General features: G+C 68.5%; 13 protein-coding genes. 7 read left to right on the forward strand and 6 right to left on the reverse strand.

The window, feature by feature from the left end:
* The first annotated feature begins 45 nt into the window (after positions 1-45).
* The 7 genes from BMZ17_RS08955 to BMZ17_RS08985 all read left to right on the forward strand — a co-directional run bounded on the left by BMZ17_RS08955 (position 46) and on the right by BMZ17_RS08985 (position 9,639).
* Positions 46-2,247 carry a translocation/assembly module TamB domain-containing protein gene (locus BMZ17_RS08955; protein ID WP_093138260.1) on the forward strand — a complete coding sequence of 734 codons (2,202 nt, stop codon included), beginning with the start codon at positions 46-48 and terminating at the stop codon, positions 2,245-2,247.
* Positions 2,248-2,525: 278 nt separating this feature from the next.
* Complete coding sequence (gene lipA, locus BMZ17_RS08960) at positions 2,526-3,536, forward strand: lipoyl synthase (RefSeq protein ID WP_093138261.1); 1,011 nt, start codon at positions 2,526-2,528, stop codon at positions 3,534-3,536.
* A gap of 228 nt (positions 3,537-3,764) precedes the next feature.
* Positions 3,765-5,978 carry a carboxy terminal-processing peptidase gene (locus tag BMZ17_RS08965; RefSeq protein WP_093138262.1) on the forward strand — a complete coding sequence of 738 codons (2,214 nt, stop codon included), beginning with the start codon at positions 3,765-3,767 and terminating at the stop codon, positions 5,976-5,978.
* A 203-nt stretch (positions 5,979-6,181) separates the two neighbouring features.
* Positions 6,182-7,087, forward strand: coding sequence for a drug/metabolite exporter YedA (gene yedA, locus BMZ17_RS08970; protein WP_093138263.1), 906 nt, complete (start codon positions 6,182-6,184; stop codon positions 7,085-7,087).
* Positions 7,084-7,983: an EamA family transporter RarD gene (gene rarD, locus BMZ17_RS08975; protein WP_093138264.1), complete on the forward strand. Its 900-nt coding sequence runs from the start codon at positions 7,084-7,086 to the stop codon at positions 7,981-7,983. The genes yedA and rarD overlap by 4 nt, the downstream gene beginning before the upstream one ends.
* A gap of 46 nt (positions 7,984-8,029) precedes the next feature.
* Positions 8,030-9,028: an XdhC family protein gene (locus BMZ17_RS08980; RefSeq protein WP_093138265.1), complete on the forward strand. Its 999-nt coding sequence runs from the start codon at positions 8,030-8,032 to the stop codon at positions 9,026-9,028.
* A complete protein-coding gene (locus tag BMZ17_RS08985; protein WP_254775261.1) occupies positions 9,025-9,639 on the forward strand; it encodes a nucleotidyltransferase family protein in 615 nt (204 codons plus the stop codon). Before BMZ17_RS08980 ends, BMZ17_RS08985 begins: the two co-directional genes overlap by 4 nt.
* A gap of 10 nt (positions 9,640-9,649) precedes the next feature.
* Here BMZ17_RS08985 and BMZ17_RS08990 read toward each other — a convergent pair whose 3' ends face one another.
* From BMZ17_RS08990 to BMZ17_RS09015, 6 genes are all read right to left on the reverse strand, one after another.
* Positions 9,650-10,762 carry an alpha/beta hydrolase gene (locus BMZ17_RS08990; protein WP_093138266.1) on the reverse strand — a complete coding sequence of 371 codons (1,113 nt, stop codon included), beginning with the start codon at positions 10,760-10,762 and terminating at the stop codon, positions 9,650-9,652.
* A 115-nt stretch (positions 10,763-10,877) separates the two neighbouring features.
* Complete coding sequence (locus BMZ17_RS08995; protein ID WP_093138267.1) at positions 10,878-11,978, reverse strand: alpha/beta fold hydrolase; 1,101 nt, start codon at positions 11,976-11,978, stop codon at positions 10,878-10,880.
* Between the two features lie 23 nt (positions 11,979-12,001).
* Complete coding sequence (locus BMZ17_RS09000; protein ID WP_093139528.1) at positions 12,002-13,327, reverse strand: ABC transporter permease; 1,326 nt, start codon at positions 13,325-13,327, stop codon at positions 12,002-12,004.
* 12 nt (positions 13,328-13,339) lie between these two features.
* Complete coding sequence (locus BMZ17_RS09005; RefSeq protein WP_093138268.1) at positions 13,340-14,506, reverse strand: ABC transporter permease; 1,167 nt, start codon at positions 14,504-14,506, stop codon at positions 13,340-13,342.
* Between the two features lie 19 nt (positions 14,507-14,525).
* Positions 14,526-15,215 (reverse strand): ABC transporter ATP-binding protein, encoded by a 690-nt coding sequence (locus BMZ17_RS09010; RefSeq protein WP_093138269.1) that lies wholly within the window; start codon positions 15,213-15,215, stop codon positions 14,526-14,528.
* Positions 15,216-15,403: 188 nt separating this feature from the next.
* Positions 15,404-16,660: an efflux RND transporter periplasmic adaptor subunit gene (locus BMZ17_RS09015; RefSeq protein WP_093138270.1), complete on the reverse strand. Its 1,257-nt coding sequence runs from the start codon at positions 16,658-16,660 to the stop codon at positions 15,404-15,406.
* Positions 16,661-16,882: the final 222 nt, after the last annotated feature.

Below are 16,882 nucleotides of genomic sequence, written 5' to 3' on the forward strand. Positions count from 1 at the left end.
TGAGGCCACACGCTGCGATCACGCGTTTCGGGCATCCTTCCGCGGATGGATGAACCCGCATCGCAGCCTGCCGCCTCGAAGGACCGACCTCCACGCCATCGCTGGCTGCGCCGCACGTTGTGGGCGCTGCTGATTGGCTACGGCCTGTATGCGGTGCTGGGCAATCTCTATCTCAACACCGCGCTCGGGCCGTGGAGCATCAATCGCAAGCCTGACAAGTTCGCCATGCATTGGGGCCGGGCGCTGACGTGGTGGCCAGGCGAAGTGGTGCTGTGGAAAGTCTCGATGCGCGGTCACGTCGGGCGCACGGTGTGGACGCTGCAGGCCAATAGGGCCAGTGGCCATGTCTCGCTCACGGCACTGCTGGGCAAGCAGGTCTACGTGCCGCGCCTGCAGGTCACCGATGTCACGGGCGACGTGCAGCACGTGGAGGATGAAATTCCCGCGCCGGTGCCGCAGCCGGGCGGCTGGCTACTCAACTTTCCTTCGATCACCAGCGACAGCCTCCACGGCGGACGCTTCCATGCGCTAGTGCTGGAAGGTGAAGGCCAGGCCAAGGTCGGCTTCACCAAGCGCCTGCGTGGCGGGCCGGCCGAGCTGCTGCCGTCGACCGCGACGTTCCAGCAGGCACGTTTGATCCAGGACAACGTCGCGCTGCTGCAGAACGCGCGGCTGGAAGCGCAGTTCGCGATGCCGCCGGTGACGCGCGCGCAAGCGGTGGGCATCGACAAGCTGCGCTTTGCCCGGATCGGCCTGAAGATCGATGGCGATACGCCGGCGCTGAGCGCACGGCAAAGCGACGCCGGCAAACTGGAGCTGCACCTGCAGCCCGGAAAGGGTCACGTGCAGGGCGCGCTGGCGTTGTCCCAGGCGGCGCTGCAGCCCGGTGGCGTGTTGTCCTGGCGCATGCCGGTGGCCATCACCGATACGCATGGCCAGGTGCACGACAGCACGCTGACCGCGCAGCTGTCGGTCGACCAGGATCTGCATCTGAAAGCGAACATGCCGGCCCAGGTCGATGGCGTGCTGGCGCTGCAGAGCGAATTGAAGATTGATGGCACGCAGATCCCGCTGACCGACTTCCGCGCGCTGCTGCCGCGCACGTCCGGGCGCGTGGCCGGGCAATGGCAGTTCAGCTCGCTCAAGTGGGTCACCTCCCTGTTCGTCAACGTGCCGTGGCTGTCGCTGGAAGGCGCCGGCCGGGTCGAAGGCGATGTCACCCTGGATCACGGCGTGCTGGCGCCGGGCAGTCGCGTCGATGTCCCGCGCGTGCAGGCGCAGGCCGACATGCTGGGCCAGCGCGTGACCGGCACCGCCAGCGCGCACGCGCAACTCAAGCAGGGCGCAAAGGGCGGCACGCGCTCGATCGTCGACGTGGCGATGTCCGAGTTCAGCGTCGCGGCGCTGGATGACCTCAAGCGCCCGTACATCCAGGGCAACTCTCTGAAGCTGCACACCGAGAGCGATCCCGACCTGGCCAAGGCGCGCCAGTCGCTGCAAGGCAACGCCAGTTTCCAGAACGCACGCGTACCGGATCTGCGCGCGTACAACCGCTTCCTGCCCAACGACCATCTGCGCTTCGACGGTGGCTCGGGCACGTTGTCCGGCACGCTGGCGCTGGATGCGGCCGGCAACGCAGGCAATGGCCGGGTGCGCATCGCCGGGCGTGGCGCGGCCGTGCATGTGGCGGGCATCGCGATGCGCGGCGATGTGGATGTCGATCTCAAGCTGCAGCGTGCGGATCTGGCGCAGCAGCGATTCCGGGTCGATGGCAGCAGCGTGGCGCTGAAGAACGTCAGCTTCGCCCAGGGCAGCATGAGCCGCAGCGGCTGGTGGGCGCAGGTGGCGCTGCCGAGCACCCAGCTGGACGCCGCCGGCAAGCGCTTGGCGGTGCAGGGCGATGTCACGGCGAAGATGAAGGATGTCGGCTTCCTGCTGGATCTGTTCTCGCAGGATCGTGATTACCCCAAGTGGATGGTCAAGCTGGTCGACGCCGGCAATGTCCAGGCCAAGGCGAGGGTGCGCTGGCAGCGGCGCGATCTGGTGCTGGAGGGCATCGACGCCAGCAATGACCGGTTCGACCTGCTCGGGCGTTTCCAGCTCAAGGATCGCGCCAAGCCGCAGGGCGATCTCTACGCGCGCTGGGGCGTGCTGGGCACGGCGGTGGAGCTGCGCGGCGGCCAGCATCAGTTCCATGTCCTCGGTGCCAGGCGCTGGTACGACGCGCAGGCGCCGTATTTGAAGTGATCGGCCGCAGTGATCGGCTTTCAGCTGCCAGTGGTGCTTTGTTTTGCAGTGCAGCGTGCAATGTCCGCGAACGGGGCGCAGGATTGACCCGCATCCCGACGTGGGGGAGGGAGCAGGCCCGGAATTGGCGCAAGCCATTTCGGGCTTTTTATTGCCTGGAATTCGCCCGGGCAGCCCGCCGCTGCGGGGTTTCAAGGCCGCCTGGCCCGCACTGCTGCGTTCCGCCGGACGGGACATCGCCCGAGGCGCCGCGCGGGGCCAGGCGATAGAATGACGCCATGGAAACTTCCGCCCCCCGCCAGATTCCGCTGCAGGTCGTGACCGCGGCGGCGCCCGCCCCCACGCTGGAAACCGGTGCCAAGCAGCTCGGTGGCGACAAGATCGGCCGCTCGCCGGTCCAGTTCGCCGATGCGCCGGTGCTGCGCAAGCCGTCCTGGATCCGGGTGCGAATCCCCTCCGGCAATGCCGTGGCCAACCTCAAGGCCAAGCTGCGCGAGAACCGCCTGGTGACGGTGTGCGAGGAAGCCAGCTGCCCGAACATCCACGAATGCTTCGGCCACGGCACGGCGACCTTCATGATCCTGGGCGAGGTCTGCACGCGGCGCTGCTCGTTCTGCGACGTGGCCCACGGCCGGCCCAAGCCACCGGACGCCAACGAGCCGGCCAGCCTGGGCAATACCGTGGCCGACATGGGGCTGAAGTACGTCGTGGTGACCAGCGTGGACCGCGATGACCTGCGCGACGGCGGGGCCCAGCATTTCGTCGACTGCATCACCGCGATCCGCGAGCGCTCGCCGGGCACGCGCATTGAAGTGCTCACGCCCGACTTCCGCGGCAAGGGTCGCATGGAGCGCGCGCTGGAGATCCTGGCGCAGAACCCGCCTGACGTGTTCAACCACAACATCGAAACCGTGCCGGACCTGTATCGCAACGTGCGTCCGGGCGCGGACTACCAGTGGTCGCTGACGCTGCTGAAGAACTTCAAGGCCCAGCACCCGGAGATCCCGACCAAGTCCGGCATCATGCTCGGCCTGGGCGAGACCTTCGAGCAGATCCAGGCCACGATGCGCGACCTGCGCGCGCACGACGTGGACATGATCACCATCGGCCAGTACCTGCAGCCCACCGCGCACCACCATCCGGTGCTGCATTACTGGACGCCGGAGGACTACAAGGCGCTGGAGGTCTACGGCTACGAGCTGGGCTTCAGCCACGTGGCGTCCGGCCCGATGGTGCGGTCCTCGTACCACGCCGACCAGCAGGCCGCCGGTGCCGGCGTCGCTGCCTGAGCGATCGTCGCCAGCCTGGTCACACCGATCCGCCGCCGCGCCGCAAGGCCGGCGGCGGTGTCGTATCCGGCGCTAAAACCTGCTTGCGTTCACATTCCGATACCGATGCGCCGCTAGGCTGGAATTGCACGTGACAGCCCACGCAACTTTCGGCACTGTGATGCTGTCAATGCGTCCAGTTGTTCCCCACACCCGTATCCACCGGCCTGCCGGCCGCGAGTCCAACGAATGAAAGCCAAGCTCACCTACACCCTGTTGGCCCTGGCCTTGTCGGCCCCCGTCGCGCTGTTGGCGCGACCCGATGGCGACAAGCCGGCCGCCGCGCGCCCGGATTCGAGCGTGGTGCCGATGGGGCCGACCACCGACCAGTCGACCACCTCCAAGCTGGTCTACGGGTTGCTGTCCGACAGCCGCTACGCCTACCGCCCGCGCCAGCTGGACGATGCGCTGTCCAAGGACGTCTACAAGCATTACCTGGACGCACTGGATGGCAGCAAGCAGTTCTTCACCGCCAAGGACATCGAAGGCTTCATGCCGCTGTCCACGCAGCTGGACGATGCGATCAAGAGCGGCCAGTTGAACCCGGCGTACGACATGTTTTCGGTCTACCGCAAGCGCGTGGCGGAGCGGGTCAGCTATGCGCGCGGCCTGCTGAAGAACGCCAACTTCGATTTCAACACCGAGCAGCGCTGGGACTACGACCGCAAGGAGGCGCCGTGGGCCAAGGACAGCAACGAGCTCAATGACATCTGGCGCAAGTCGGTGATGAACGACTGGCTGCGCCTGAAGCTGGCCGGCAAGAAGCCCGACGCCATCGCCCAGACCCTGGACAAGCGCTACGCCAACATCCAGCGCAGCGTCGACGAGCTGGACAGCGAGGACGTGTTCCAGACCTTCCTCAACGCCTACACCTCGGCCGTCGATCCACACACCGATTACTTCACGCCCAAGACCGCCGAATCCTTCAACCAGCAGATGTCGCTGTCGCTGGAAGGCATCGGCGCGGTCCTGCAGCGCCAGGAAGACACCGTGGTGATCCGCGAGATCGTGCCCGGTGGCCCGGCCGACCTGTCCAAGAAGCTGCAGCCCGGCTCGCGCATCGTGGGCGTGGCCCAGGGCAGCGATGGCGCCTTCACGGACGTGATCGGCTGGCGCACCGACGACGTGGTCGACCTGATCCGCGGCAAGAAGGGCACGAAGGTGCGCCTGGAATTCATCCCGCCGGAAGCCGGCGTGGACGGCACGCACAACACGGTCACCATCACTCGCGACAAGGTGAAGCTGGCCGAGCAGGCCGCCAAGAGCGAGATCATGACCCTGCCGGCCAGCGGCTCGGAGCCCGAGCGCAAGATCGGCGTGATCAAGCTGCCGGCGTTCTACCAGGACTTCGAAGGCCGTCGCCGCAACCCGAACGACTACACCTCGGCCACGCGCGACGTGCGTCGCCTGCTGGATGGCTTCAAGACGCAGAAGGTCGATGGCGTGGTGATGGACCTGCGCCTCAACGGCGGTGGCTCGCTGGACGAGGCGGTCGACCTGACCGGCCTGTTCATCGACCAGGGCCCGGTGGTGCAGGTGCGTGAGTCCGGTGGCCGCGTGTCGGTCAGCGGCGACACCACGGCCGGCGTGTCGTGGGACGGCCCGCTGGCGGTGCTGATCAATCGTGGTTCGGCCTCGGCCTCGGAGATCTTCGCCGGTGCCATCCAGGACTACGGCCGCGGCCTGGTGATCGGCGAGACCAGCTTCGGCAAGGGCACCGTGCAGAACCTGGTGGACCTGGACCGCTGGCCGGCCAATGAAGGCGGGCAGCGCTTCGGCCAGCTCAAGCTGACCATCGCCCAGTTCTTCCGCGTGGCCGGTGGCAGCACCCAGCACAAGGGCGTGGTGCCCGACATCTCGTTCCCGGCCAGCATGGACGCGACCGAGTACGGCGAGGACACCTACGACAACGCGCTGCCGTGGACCAAGATCGCGGCGGTCCAGCACACCCAGTACGGCAACTTCGCGCCGTTGCTGCCCAAGCTGGAAGCCATGCACGAGGCGCGGGTGAAGACCGACAAGGAATACACCTGGTGGTCCGAGGACGTGGCCAACTTCCGCGCCGAGGCGGCCAAGAAGTATGTCTCGCTCAACGAGGCCGACCGCCGCGCCGAGCGCGACAAGCAGGAAGCCCTGCGCAAGGGACGTCAGGAAGAACGCAAGGCGCTGGGCATGCCGCTGGACCCGCTGGCCGGCGATATGTCCGATGACGGCCTGGGCGCCAGCGAGCGCGACATCGTCAAGGATGCGGCGCGCGACAAGCTGGCCGACAAGCGTCCCGATCCGCTTCTGCACGAATCGGCGGCGATCCTGGGCGATGCGATCGAAGTGCTGGGCCAGGACAAGAAGCTCTCGGCGCAGGTGCTGCCGGAGTCGACCAAGCCGAGCAGCTGGGCCGACTGATCGACGGCCTATAGGCCAGACGATCATGCTTCGAGGAACAGGCGCCGCAAGGCGCCTGTTCTGCGTTTGCACAGCGGCGCCGCGCGCTGATCCGATGCTGCAACGCCTGTTTCCATCGCCGTGCTGCGATTGGAGGCCGCGCGCCTGACGCAATCGCAATGGGCTCCCCTAGACTGTGCGGCCCCTTCGCAGGTCCCGCTCCCATGTCGTCGCCCACGCCAGCCCCGGCCACCGCCCCGCAGACCGGCCTGGCGGTCCTGATCGCGCTGCTGCTGGTGTACGTGGTGTGGGGCTCGACCTACCTGGGCATCCGCATCGCGCTGGACCACGGCATGCCTCCGCTGCTGGTGACCTCGGGCCTGCGCTTCGTCGTGGCCGGCTCGGTGATGTTCGGCTTCCTGCGCCTGCGTGGCGTGGCCGCGCCGACGCGCAAGCAGTGGCCAACGATCATGGTGATGGCCGCGCTGCTGCTGGGCATGGGCAATGGCCTGGTGGTGCTGGCCGAAACCACGGTCTCCTCCGGCCTGGCCGCGGTGGCGGTGGCCTCGATGCCGGTGTGGATGGGCCTGTTCGGGATGCTGCGCGGGCAGCGTGCCACGCGCGGCGAGTGGATCGGGATCGTGCTGGGCTTCATCGGCGTGGTCTGGCTCAACGCGGGCGGCACCTTGACCGGCAGCCCCCTGGGCCTGGTCTGCCTGCTGGTGGCGCCGATTGCCTGGGCGTTCGGCTCGGTGTGGTCGCGCGGGCGCGACCTGCCGTCGCCGTTCATGGCCGCTGCCTCGCAGATGCTGTGCGGCGGCGTGCTGATCATGCTGGCCGGCGCGCTGCGCGGCGAACGCATCAGCGCCTGGCCGCCGCTGGAAGGCGTGCTGGCGGTGAGCTACCTGGCGGTGTTCGGCTCGGTCATCGCGTTCACCGCCTACGTGTGGCTGCTGCACAACGTGCGCCCGGCGCTGGCCGGCAGCTACGCCTACGTCAATCCGGTGATCGCCGTGGCGCTGGGTGCATGGCTGGCGCATGAGCGCTTCACCGCGCACGACCTGGGCGCGATGGCGGTGATCCTGTCCGGCGTGGTGGTGATCAACCTGGCGCGGGTGCGGGCGAAATGAACCTGGCAGCGCCCGTGCTGGACCGCCGTGGCGTGGCCGCGACGGTCGGCGCGTTCGTCATCTGGGGCCTGTTTCCGCTGTACTGGCGGTTGCTGCACCACGTGCCGGCACTGCAGATCATCGCCCACCGCGTGGTCTGGAGCGCGGTGCTGGTGGTGGGTTGGCTGCTGCTGCGGACCGGCTTCGGCTGGCTGCGCGCGATCGCCGCGCAGCCGCGCGCGCTGGCCACGCTGGCCATCACCTGCGTGCTGATCAGCTTCAACTGGGGCCTGTACATCTGGTCGGTCAACAACGGCCACGTGGTCGAGGCTAGCCTGGGCTACTTCATCAATCCGCTGGTCAACGTGCTGCTGGGCGTGGTCGTGCTGCGCGAACGGTTGACGCGGCTGCAGTGGCTGGCCGTGGCCACCGCCGCAGCGGGCGTCGCGTGGCTGACCTGGCAGGCCGGGCACGCGCCGTGGATCGCGATCGGGCTGGCGATTTCCTTCGGCGCTTACGGCCTGCTGCGCAAGCTGGTGCAGGTCGACGCGGTGGCCGGGCTGGGGCTGGAAAGCCTGTACCTGTTCCTGCCTGCGCTGGCGCTGGTGGCCTGGGGCGAAACCGGGCACGGCGGACAGTTCGCCAGCGGCTGGGGCCTGGGCACCGACCTGCTGCTGATCCTGGCCGGCGCGGTCACCGCGATCCCGCTGGTGGGCTTTGCCTATGGCGTGCGCCGCGTGCCGCTGTCACTGGTCGGCCTGCTGCAGTACATCTCGCCGACGCTGCAGCTGCTGTTGGGCGTGCTGGTGTTCGGCGAGGTGTTCGACCAGGCGCGGCTGGTCGGCTTTGCCCTGATCTGGGCCGCCCTTGCGGTGTTCGTGGGCGACATGTTGTTGCGCGCCCGTGTGCGCGGCTGACCGCAACATCACGGTGTTCTGAAGCAGCGCTAGGCATCATCAGACGATGAAAGACGATGTCGCTCTCACGCTGCAACTGGCCGATGCGCACCGCGCGGTGCTCGATGCGAGCGCGCTGGCCGACCATCCGCACGCGGCACTGGCGCTGGTGGTCGAGACCGAAGGCTCCACCTATGTCCGCAGTGGCGCGATGGCGCTGTTCGACGGACGCGGCGGGCAGGTCGGCTGGCTCAGTGGCGGTTGCCTGGAGCCGGAGATCGAAGCCCGCGCGCTGGCCGCTGCGCAAGCCGGTCGACTGGACTGGATGGACGTGGATACGCGCGATGACGAGGACTTGCTCTCGGGTTCGGCGGTGGGCTGTCGCGGCCATCTGCAGCTGGCGCTGCTGCCGTTGGCCGCGCTGCCGGGCTGGGGCGAGGCGGTGCTGGCCTGGCGGGCCGGCGGCGACGTGCACCTGACCTTGCAGCCAAGCGATGCCGCACGCGTGGTGCTGGGTTTCGGCGCGCAGCGCTGGGAACTCGACTGCGCGCCGGTGCCGGCGTCGCTCCAGTGCGGCGTGGCGCTGCTGTTCAAAGCGCCGCCGCAGGTGCTGCTGTTCGGCGCGGGGCCGGAATCGCCGCACCTGCTACCGCTGCTGCGCGATGCTGGCTGGGTGACCACGCTGGTCGAGCGACGTCCGCGCTGGTCGCCTTCCGCCGAACGGCCGCTGCCGGTCGATGCCTGGCAGCCGCTGACGCCCGCCGCGGCAACGCAGTTGCCCGCGCTGGTGGGCGCGGATGCGGCGCTGGTGATGAACCACAATTTCGAACTCGACCGCGAGACGCTCGAAGCGCTGGCCGCGACCGACATTCCCTTCATCGGCCTGCTTGGGCCGCAGCGGCGGCGCGAGGATCTGTTCCGCCTGCTGCCGCCGTCGGCGACCGATGCGCTGGGCAAGCGGCTGCGTTCGCCGGTTGGACTCGATTTGGGCGGGCGCGGCGCGCATGCCATCGCCCTGAGCATCGCCGCGCAGCTGCAGGCCTGGCACCACGGGCGCGCCGCGTGACCGAGCACGTGGCGGTGGTGCTGGCCGCCGGCGGCAGTCGCCGGCTGGGCGGCAAACCCAAGCAGCTGATCCAGCGCGACGGCGAGCCGCTCGTGCACCGCGCGCTGCGCCTGGCGCGTGCGACGTCGCCGCGTCGCCTGGTGCTGGTGGTCGGCGCGCGTGCGACCCAGATCGCCGCGTCCGCGCGCGCGCCGGACGTGCAGGTGGTGCGCAACGGTGACTGGCGCGAAGGCCTGGCCTCCAGCGTGCGCGCCGCGCGCGATGCGCTGGCGCAGGACGCGGCCGGGGCGACGCAGTGCCTGCTGCTGGCCTGTGACCAGCCCGCGCTGGAAGTGCCGCATCTGCAGGCCTTGTTGAACGCAGCCGCGCAGGCGCCGTCAGGCTGCGCCGGCACCGTGCATGGCGCGCGGATCGGGATTCCCGCCGTGGTCACGCTGGCGCGCCTGCTGCAGGCCCAGCCGCAGGGCGATGCCGGCCTGCGCGAAGTGCTCAACGCGCTGCCGCCGGATCAGGTCGGCCAGCTGCACGCGCCGGATCTGCTGCTGGATCTGGATACGCCGCCGGACCTGCTGGAGGCGGCGCGACGCGGCTGGATCGACGCGCAGATCTAACGCTGCGGTTTCAGTGCGCGCTGGCCACCAGCGCGGCGGGCGCGACCGGCATCAGCGGCTGCGGGGTCGGGCAGCGCGTGCCGGTATTCGCCGTCTCGCGGAACCAGTCATCGACGGTCGGCGCCAGCCGGTCCAGCCGCATCGGCAGGCTCAGGTGGGTCTCGCCCGGCACTTCCAGATAGGCATCGCGCGGCGCAGCGGCGGCGAGCATGCGACCGTGCGCGACCGGGATGTGGTGGTCGTTGCGGCCATGCACGATCAGCACGCAGGCCGGCGTGTCGCGTAGCGCACCGGCCACGTCTACATCGTCCAGGTTGAGCTTGAGCTGCGCGTCGGCCGCGGCGATCACCGCATCCAGGTTCTGGCGGCCGTAGGTGGCCTGCGCGATCAGCGTGGTGGCCGCGGTCTTCCAGGTATCGGGACGGCTGGCGAGCATGTGCGGGACCATGTCGCGGATGCCGCGCCCGGCATTGGCGAAGGACTCCATCGCCACCACGCCAGTGACCTGATCGCCCAGGTCATGCGCGGCGAAGATCGCCGTGGCTGCGCCATAGGACACGCCGAACAGATACAGCGGCCCGGCGATCTCGCCACGCGCGCGCAGTTCGCCGACCACGCGCGCGACGTCCTCGCCTTCGCGGGTGCCGTAGCCGGCCGGGCCGGTGCCCGAGCGGCCGTGGTTGCGCAGGTCCAGGCTGATCGTGCGATAGCCGGCCTGGGCCAGTTGCAGCGCCCACGGCATCAGCGAGTCGCCATCCATCATCCAGCCGTGCAACAGCACGACCGTGCCACGCGGCGCCGGTGCGGCGGTCGGCTTGGCGAAGCCCACGTCGAAGGCGACCTGCTGCATCGCCGTGCCATCCGGATTGCCGGTGTAGCGATAGTCGAGCTGGTAGTTGCCCGGGTCCAGTGCGCGCCAGAAGATCGGCACGCCGCCTTCGCCGGCCAGCTTGCCGCTGCGCGTGGGCAGGCGCGCCATCAGCGTTTCCACGTGCGCGCTGTCCAGCAACGGCGATACGCCACCGGGCGCGACGATGCGGGTGCTGAGCGAGGTCGAAGTGGGCGGGATGCAGGCGGCCAGCCAGATGCAGCAGGCGACCACCAGCAGGAGCAAGCGGGACATGGGCGTGGGGTGACAACAAGCGGCCGCGCAGCCTAGCGCCGGCGTTCGCCGCCGCGCTATCGCATTGGCGTGACATTCCCATGACACCGGCGATCCATTCAGATCGGCGGCCTGTTCAGGATGTGCTGCCTGTGACGGAGATCGGTGCGAGCAGGGGCGTAGGACAGGGTTGACCGCGCGGTGGTGTCGCTGACAGCCAGGCCAGGAGGGGCTCGGCCAGCAGGTCCAGGCGTAGCGGGGCGCTGATGTGATCGTCCTCCGGCAGCATCAGCAGCGCACTGCGCGGCGAAGCCGCATGAAGATGCTCTGCCTGGCGAGGCGCGATCCAGCTGTCCCGGGCGCCGTGCACCAGCAGTACGCATGATGACGCGCTGGCGATCGCCTGGGTCGTGTCGACCTGCTCCAGATCGAGGTGCAGGCGTCGGCTGGCATCGTCGATGGCGGCGTCCACATCCACCTGCCCATAGCGCCACTGCATCCACCGTCGGGTCAATGCCTGTCGAAGACCCGAAGCCGGCGTGTCGCGGATCGCAGGGACCATGCCGCGAATGGCATCGGCGGCATTGTCGAACGAGGCGATCGAGATCACACCGTCGATTTGACCAGGTTGCAGTGCCGCGGCGAACAGCGCCGTCGCCGCGCCATACGACACGCCCAGCACGTGCAGCGAGCCGGTGATCTCGCCCTGCGCGCGAAGTTGCGAGATCAGCGCATTCACATCGCGTGCTTCGCGCATGCCGTAGCCCATCGGGGCTCGTGACGATCGGCCGTGGTTGCGCAGGTCGACCGTGATCGTGCGGTAGTCGTGCTGCGCGAGGAACAGCGCCCACGGCAGCATCGAACTGCTCTCCATTCCCCAGCCATGAAGCAATAGCACCGTGTCGCGCGCGGGCACTGCAGGAAAGGTATTGGGATCGGCGGGAAGGCCCGCGACGCTGAATCCGAACTCGGAGCGGCCATCCGCACTGCGATAGTGCGACTCAAATCGGTAGTCGCCGGCAGGAAAAGCACGCCAGAACAGACGGACCTGCTCAGGCGTGATGACGGTTCCGGTGTGCTGCGGCAAACGTTCGAACAGCGCTGCGCTGTCACGTGGCGTCCAGGCTTGAACGGCCGTCGGGTGCGATAGGCGATTGCCTAGCGAGATATGCGATGCGCATCCGCCAAGTAGGCACATGCACATCATGATCAACAGCCATCGCGCAGGTCGTTCCATGACCTGCACGATGCTAGCAGCCCTTACACCTCGCGCAGGGCGACGGTGATCGGCAGGCGGGCGGCGCGCAGGGCGGGGAACAGGCCGCCGACGAAGCCGATCGCCAGCGCCCACTTGATGCCGGTCCACAGCACGTCGGGCGAGACCTCGAAGGCGAAGGTCAGCTGGCCGATGCCGCCGGCTAGCGTGGAGGCGGTGAAGCCGTTGAAGATCACCCACGCCAGCACGCCGCCGAGCACGCCGCCCACCAGCGCCAGCAGCATCGTCTCCAGCATCACCGCCACCACCACCGGCACGCCGCGGAAGCCGATCGCACGCAGCGTAGCGATCTCGCGGGCGCGCGCAGCGACGGTGGCGAACATGGTGTTGAGCGCGCCGAACACCGCGCCGATGCCCATGATCCCGCCGACCACCATGCCGATGGCGCGGATGATCTTGGTCATCGTCTCGGACTGCTTGCTGAAGTAGGACAACGTGGTGTCGGCGTCCACGTCCAGCTGCGGGTTGCCGGCCAGCGCGGCCTTGAAGCCGGCGAACGCGCCCGGATTGGTCAGCTTGGCGGTTACCGAGGTGCGCGTGCTGCCGCGGCGATAGGTGGTGGCGACCACTTCCGCATCGGCCCACAGCTCCGAGTCGGTCGCATCGCCGGACTGGAAGATGCCGGTCACCGTCCACAGCTGGCTGCCCAGGCGGATCTGCTTGCCCGGTTCCAGCCCCTTGAACTGCCGCTGCGCGCCGACGCCGGCCATCAACTCACGACGGCCGGGCGCGAACTTGGCGCCCTGCACGACCTTGACGTTGGGCCGCACCGTCCACGCCGCTGCGCCGACGCCGCGCAGCTGCACGCTGCCGTCTTCGTCCGGGCCGCCGTTGCGCACCGGCAGGTTGGCGGCGACGACCAGCTCGGGCGACATGAGCGCGCGGTTGTCGGCATCGCGGGCTACGCCCGGCGCCTGCGCGATCTGGTTGACCGCATCGTGCGAGAGCGTGGACATCACCTCGGCCGAGGACGCGCCGCGCAGCACGATGGCGGTGTCCTCGCTGCCACTGGCGCGCAGCGTGGCGCGGTAGCCCTCGGCCATCGCCAGCAGCGCGACCAGCACCGCCACCACGCCGGCGATGCCGATCACGATCACCGACGAAGAGCCGATGCGCTGGCGCAACGTGCTCAGGCCCACCTGCGTGACCGAACCGGCCTGGCGGCCGCGCCGGGTCAGCAGCATCCACAGCGCGAACACGATGACCAGCGGCAACAGCACGAACCACGGCAGCGCCAGCCAGGCGGCCAGGCCGATGAGCACGACCAGGAACAGGCCCAGGCCGCGTGCGAAGGATTTCAGGAATCGCATGATCAAGTCTCCTTAGCGCCCGGCCAGGGCATCGACGATGTTCAACCGCCCGGCGCGTAGCGCGGGCAACAGGCCGACCAGCAGGCCGATGCCCACCATCAGCGACAGGCCCAGCGTCCAGCTGCGCAGGCCCACCGGCGGCATGGTGATCGCTCCGCCGGTGGCGGTGGTCAGCATCGGCCCCAGCAGCGCGGCGATGCCCAGTCCCAGCACGCCGCCCAGCAGCACCTGCAGGACCGATTCGGCCAGCACCAGGGCCAGCACCGCGCCATCGCGGAAACCGATCACTTTCAGCACCGCCAGCTCGGAGGTGCGTTCGCGCACGGCCAGCGCCATCGTGTTGCCGGTGAGCAGCAGCAGGGTGAAGAACACCGCGCCCATGATCGAGCCGACGATCAGGCCGATGTCGGCGGTCTGCTTCATCCACGAGGCCATCGCGGCGGATTCGGTCTGGGTCTTGGTTTCGTGGTCGGAGTTGGCCGACAGCGCATCGATGGCCTTGGCCACGCGATCGGCCTGGTTGGCATCGGCCACGCCGGCCACGTACCAGCCCACGTCACCATCGATGTAAGGCGAGGACTCCTCGAAATACTTGTAGTGCATCAGGATCATCTGGTCGTCCCAGCCAGCCGTGCTTTCATTGCTGCTGCGCAGGACGCCGACGATGTCGAAGGCCCAGTTCTTGGTGCCGTCGCTGTTGGGGAAGATGGTGGACAGCAACGGGATCTTCTGCCCGACCTTCCAGTTGAAGCGCTTCATCAGCCCTTGCCCGACCAGGATGCCGGTGCGGGTGTTGGCGAAGGCCTCGCGCTGGGCCTGGTCGACCTCGATCTCCGGATACAGGTCCAGGTAGTTGGGCGCCACGGCGAAGCTGAAGATCTGGTTGCGCGCATCCTGGTAGGCGCCGCCGAACCAGTTGGCGTAGGTCACCTTGGTCACGCCATCGACGCGCGCGATGCGGTCGTTGAGCGACAGCGGCAAGGTATCGATGAAGGACAGGCGCGAGCCGGTCTGCAGGCGCTTGGCGCCCTGTGCGCTCTGGCCGGCCTGGGCGAAGCTTTCGCGCACGCCGTTGAGCAGGCCGAACAGCAGGAACGCGGCCAGGATCGAGACCAGGGTGAGGATCGTGCGGGTCTTGCGCCGGAACAGCGCCGCCCAGATCAGGTGCAGGTATTTCATGGCGAAGGCCTCCGAAGGCTCAGGCGTGGGCCGGCTGTTCGACCAGCACGCCCTTGTCCAGGTGCAGGGTGTGACTGGCGTACTCGGCCGCCTTCGGATCGTGGGTGACCATCACGATGGTCTTGCCGTGCTCGCGGTTGAGCATCTGCAGCAGGCCCAGGATTTCCTCGGCGCTGTTGCGGTCCAGGTCGCCGGTGGGCTCATCGCAGATCAGCAGGGTCGGGTCGGAGACGATCGCGCGGGCGATGGCCACGCGCTGCTGCTGGCCGCCGGAGAGCTCATTGGGCTTGTGCGACTTGCGATCCGCCAGGCCCACCAGCGTGAGCGCGATCTCGGCGTTGCGCTTGCGCTGCGCGCCTGAGAGGTGCGTGAGCAGCAGCGGTAGCTCGACGTTCTTCTGCGCGGTCAGCATCGGCATCAGGTTGTAGAACTGGAACACGAAGCCGACATGGTCGCTGCGCCACTGCGCCAGCTGCCCGGCCGACATCGATTCCAGGTGCTGTCCGGCGATCTGGATCTGGCCGTCGCTGGCCGAATCCAGGCCGCCGATCAGGTTGAGCAGGGTGGTCTTGCCCGAGCCCGACGGGCCCATCAGCGCGACGAAATCGCCGGCGGCGATATCCAGGTCCAGGCCGTGCAGCACCTGCACTTTCTCCGGGCCGCGCTGATAGGTCTTGCTGAGGTTGCGGATGGAAACCAGGGACGTCATGGCGGTGCCTCGTGCGATCGACTCGGGTGGACGGCCCGAACGGGACGAAGATGCGCGCACGGAAGTCCGGCTCCGGCGCGTGGCCCGGCGCAGGCAGCGCCGGTCTTGCTCAAACGGAACGACGGTCGGGCAGGGCGGGGATCGACATCACGTGGTGCGATTCCCCCGTCCTCCTTGTTGCGGTGGTGCTACGACTTGTCTGCGGCGCCAGTGCTGACCGCGTCGCCATCCTTCAGCGTTGGCGGCGGATCGAGCACGACGCTTTCCCCGGCCTGCACGCCGCCGAGGATCTGGCGATCGTTGGCCAACGTGGCGCCGGCCTTGAGCGTGCGCTGCTGCACCTTGTCATCGACCACGACGAAGGCAGCCGGTGCGCCATCGCGCTCGGTCACCGCTGCGGCCGGCACGCGCACGCCCTTGGGCGCGGCGTCCTGGGCCTTTGCGGTTTCGTCGTCGGCGCGTTCGAGGAAGCTCACGTTGACGCCCATCTCCGGGACGATGCGCGGGTCCTTGGACTTCAACGCGATGCGCACCTTGACCGTGGCCTTGCCGCGATCGGCGGTGGGAATCACCGCGATGACCTCGGCCGGGATCTTCCAGTCCGGATACGCGTTGAGCGTGGCTTCGACCGGCATCTTGGGCTGCACGCGGCCGATATACGCCTCGCCGACGTCCACTTCCACTTCCAAGGAGTCCATGTCGACGATGGTGCCGATGCCGGTGCGGGTGAAGCCGCCGCCGGCCGACAGCGGCGACACGATTTCGCCCGGCTGCGCCGCCTTGGCGGTGATCACGCCAGCGAACGGCGCCCGCACCACGGTGTAGTCCTTGCCGATGTTGGAGATCTTCAGCTGGTCGCGCGAGACCTGCACGTTGCGGCGCGCGGTTTCCAGCTGCGCGCGTAGTGCATCGCGGTCGGCGACCTGCTGGTCGTACTGCGAGCGCGACACCAGCTGCTGCTGCACCAGGGAATCCAGGCGCTTGGCCTCGGCTTCGGCGCGGGTGAGCTGGGCCTGCACGTTCTGCACCTGGCTCTGCGAGGACGAGAGTTGCGACTGGGCGAGGCTGCGTTCGGCATCGGCATTGATCGGGTCCAGGCGGGCCAGGATCTGGCCTTCCTCCACACGTTGGCCTTCCTCGATCATCACTTCCTCCACCCGGCCGGTGATCTGCGCCGAGACCGTGGCGGTGCGGCGCGCCACGACATAGCCGGTGGCATCGAGCACCGAAGCCGCGCTGCTGTCCGCGCCGCCCATCGCCATCGCGGTGGCGGTGCGCACCTGCACCGGCTTGGCCCGGCCCAGCACGAACCACGCGCCGGCGCCCACGGCCAGCAGCACCAGCACGACGATCAAGGCGATCCACACGCCCTTGCCCGAAGACGGCGGCGGGGCCTTGCTGCGGTCGATGCGCAATTCCTTGAGGAGTTCTGCAGAAGCGTTCATAGGTCCATCAATGACGTCGTTGAAGCCCGAATGTGACCACACCGGGATGATTCGCACCAAGCTGCCGGAAGTCACAACTTGTCGCGGGGCAGCGAGGCGCAGCATGCGCGGCGCGGCCTGGCCCTCGCCAGTGACAGGTGTCACCTGGAATGCCTGATGTCGGCCACTGCCGCCTGCTGCCCCCCGCGGCGCAGGCTAACCGCACCCTCCGGTAATGGTTGA

The organism is Pseudoxanthomonas sp. GM95, assembly GCF_900109775.1.
In the GTDB taxonomy this organism is placed as follows: Bacteria; Pseudomonadota; Gammaproteobacteria; order Xanthomonadales; family Xanthomonadaceae; genus Pseudoxanthomonas_A.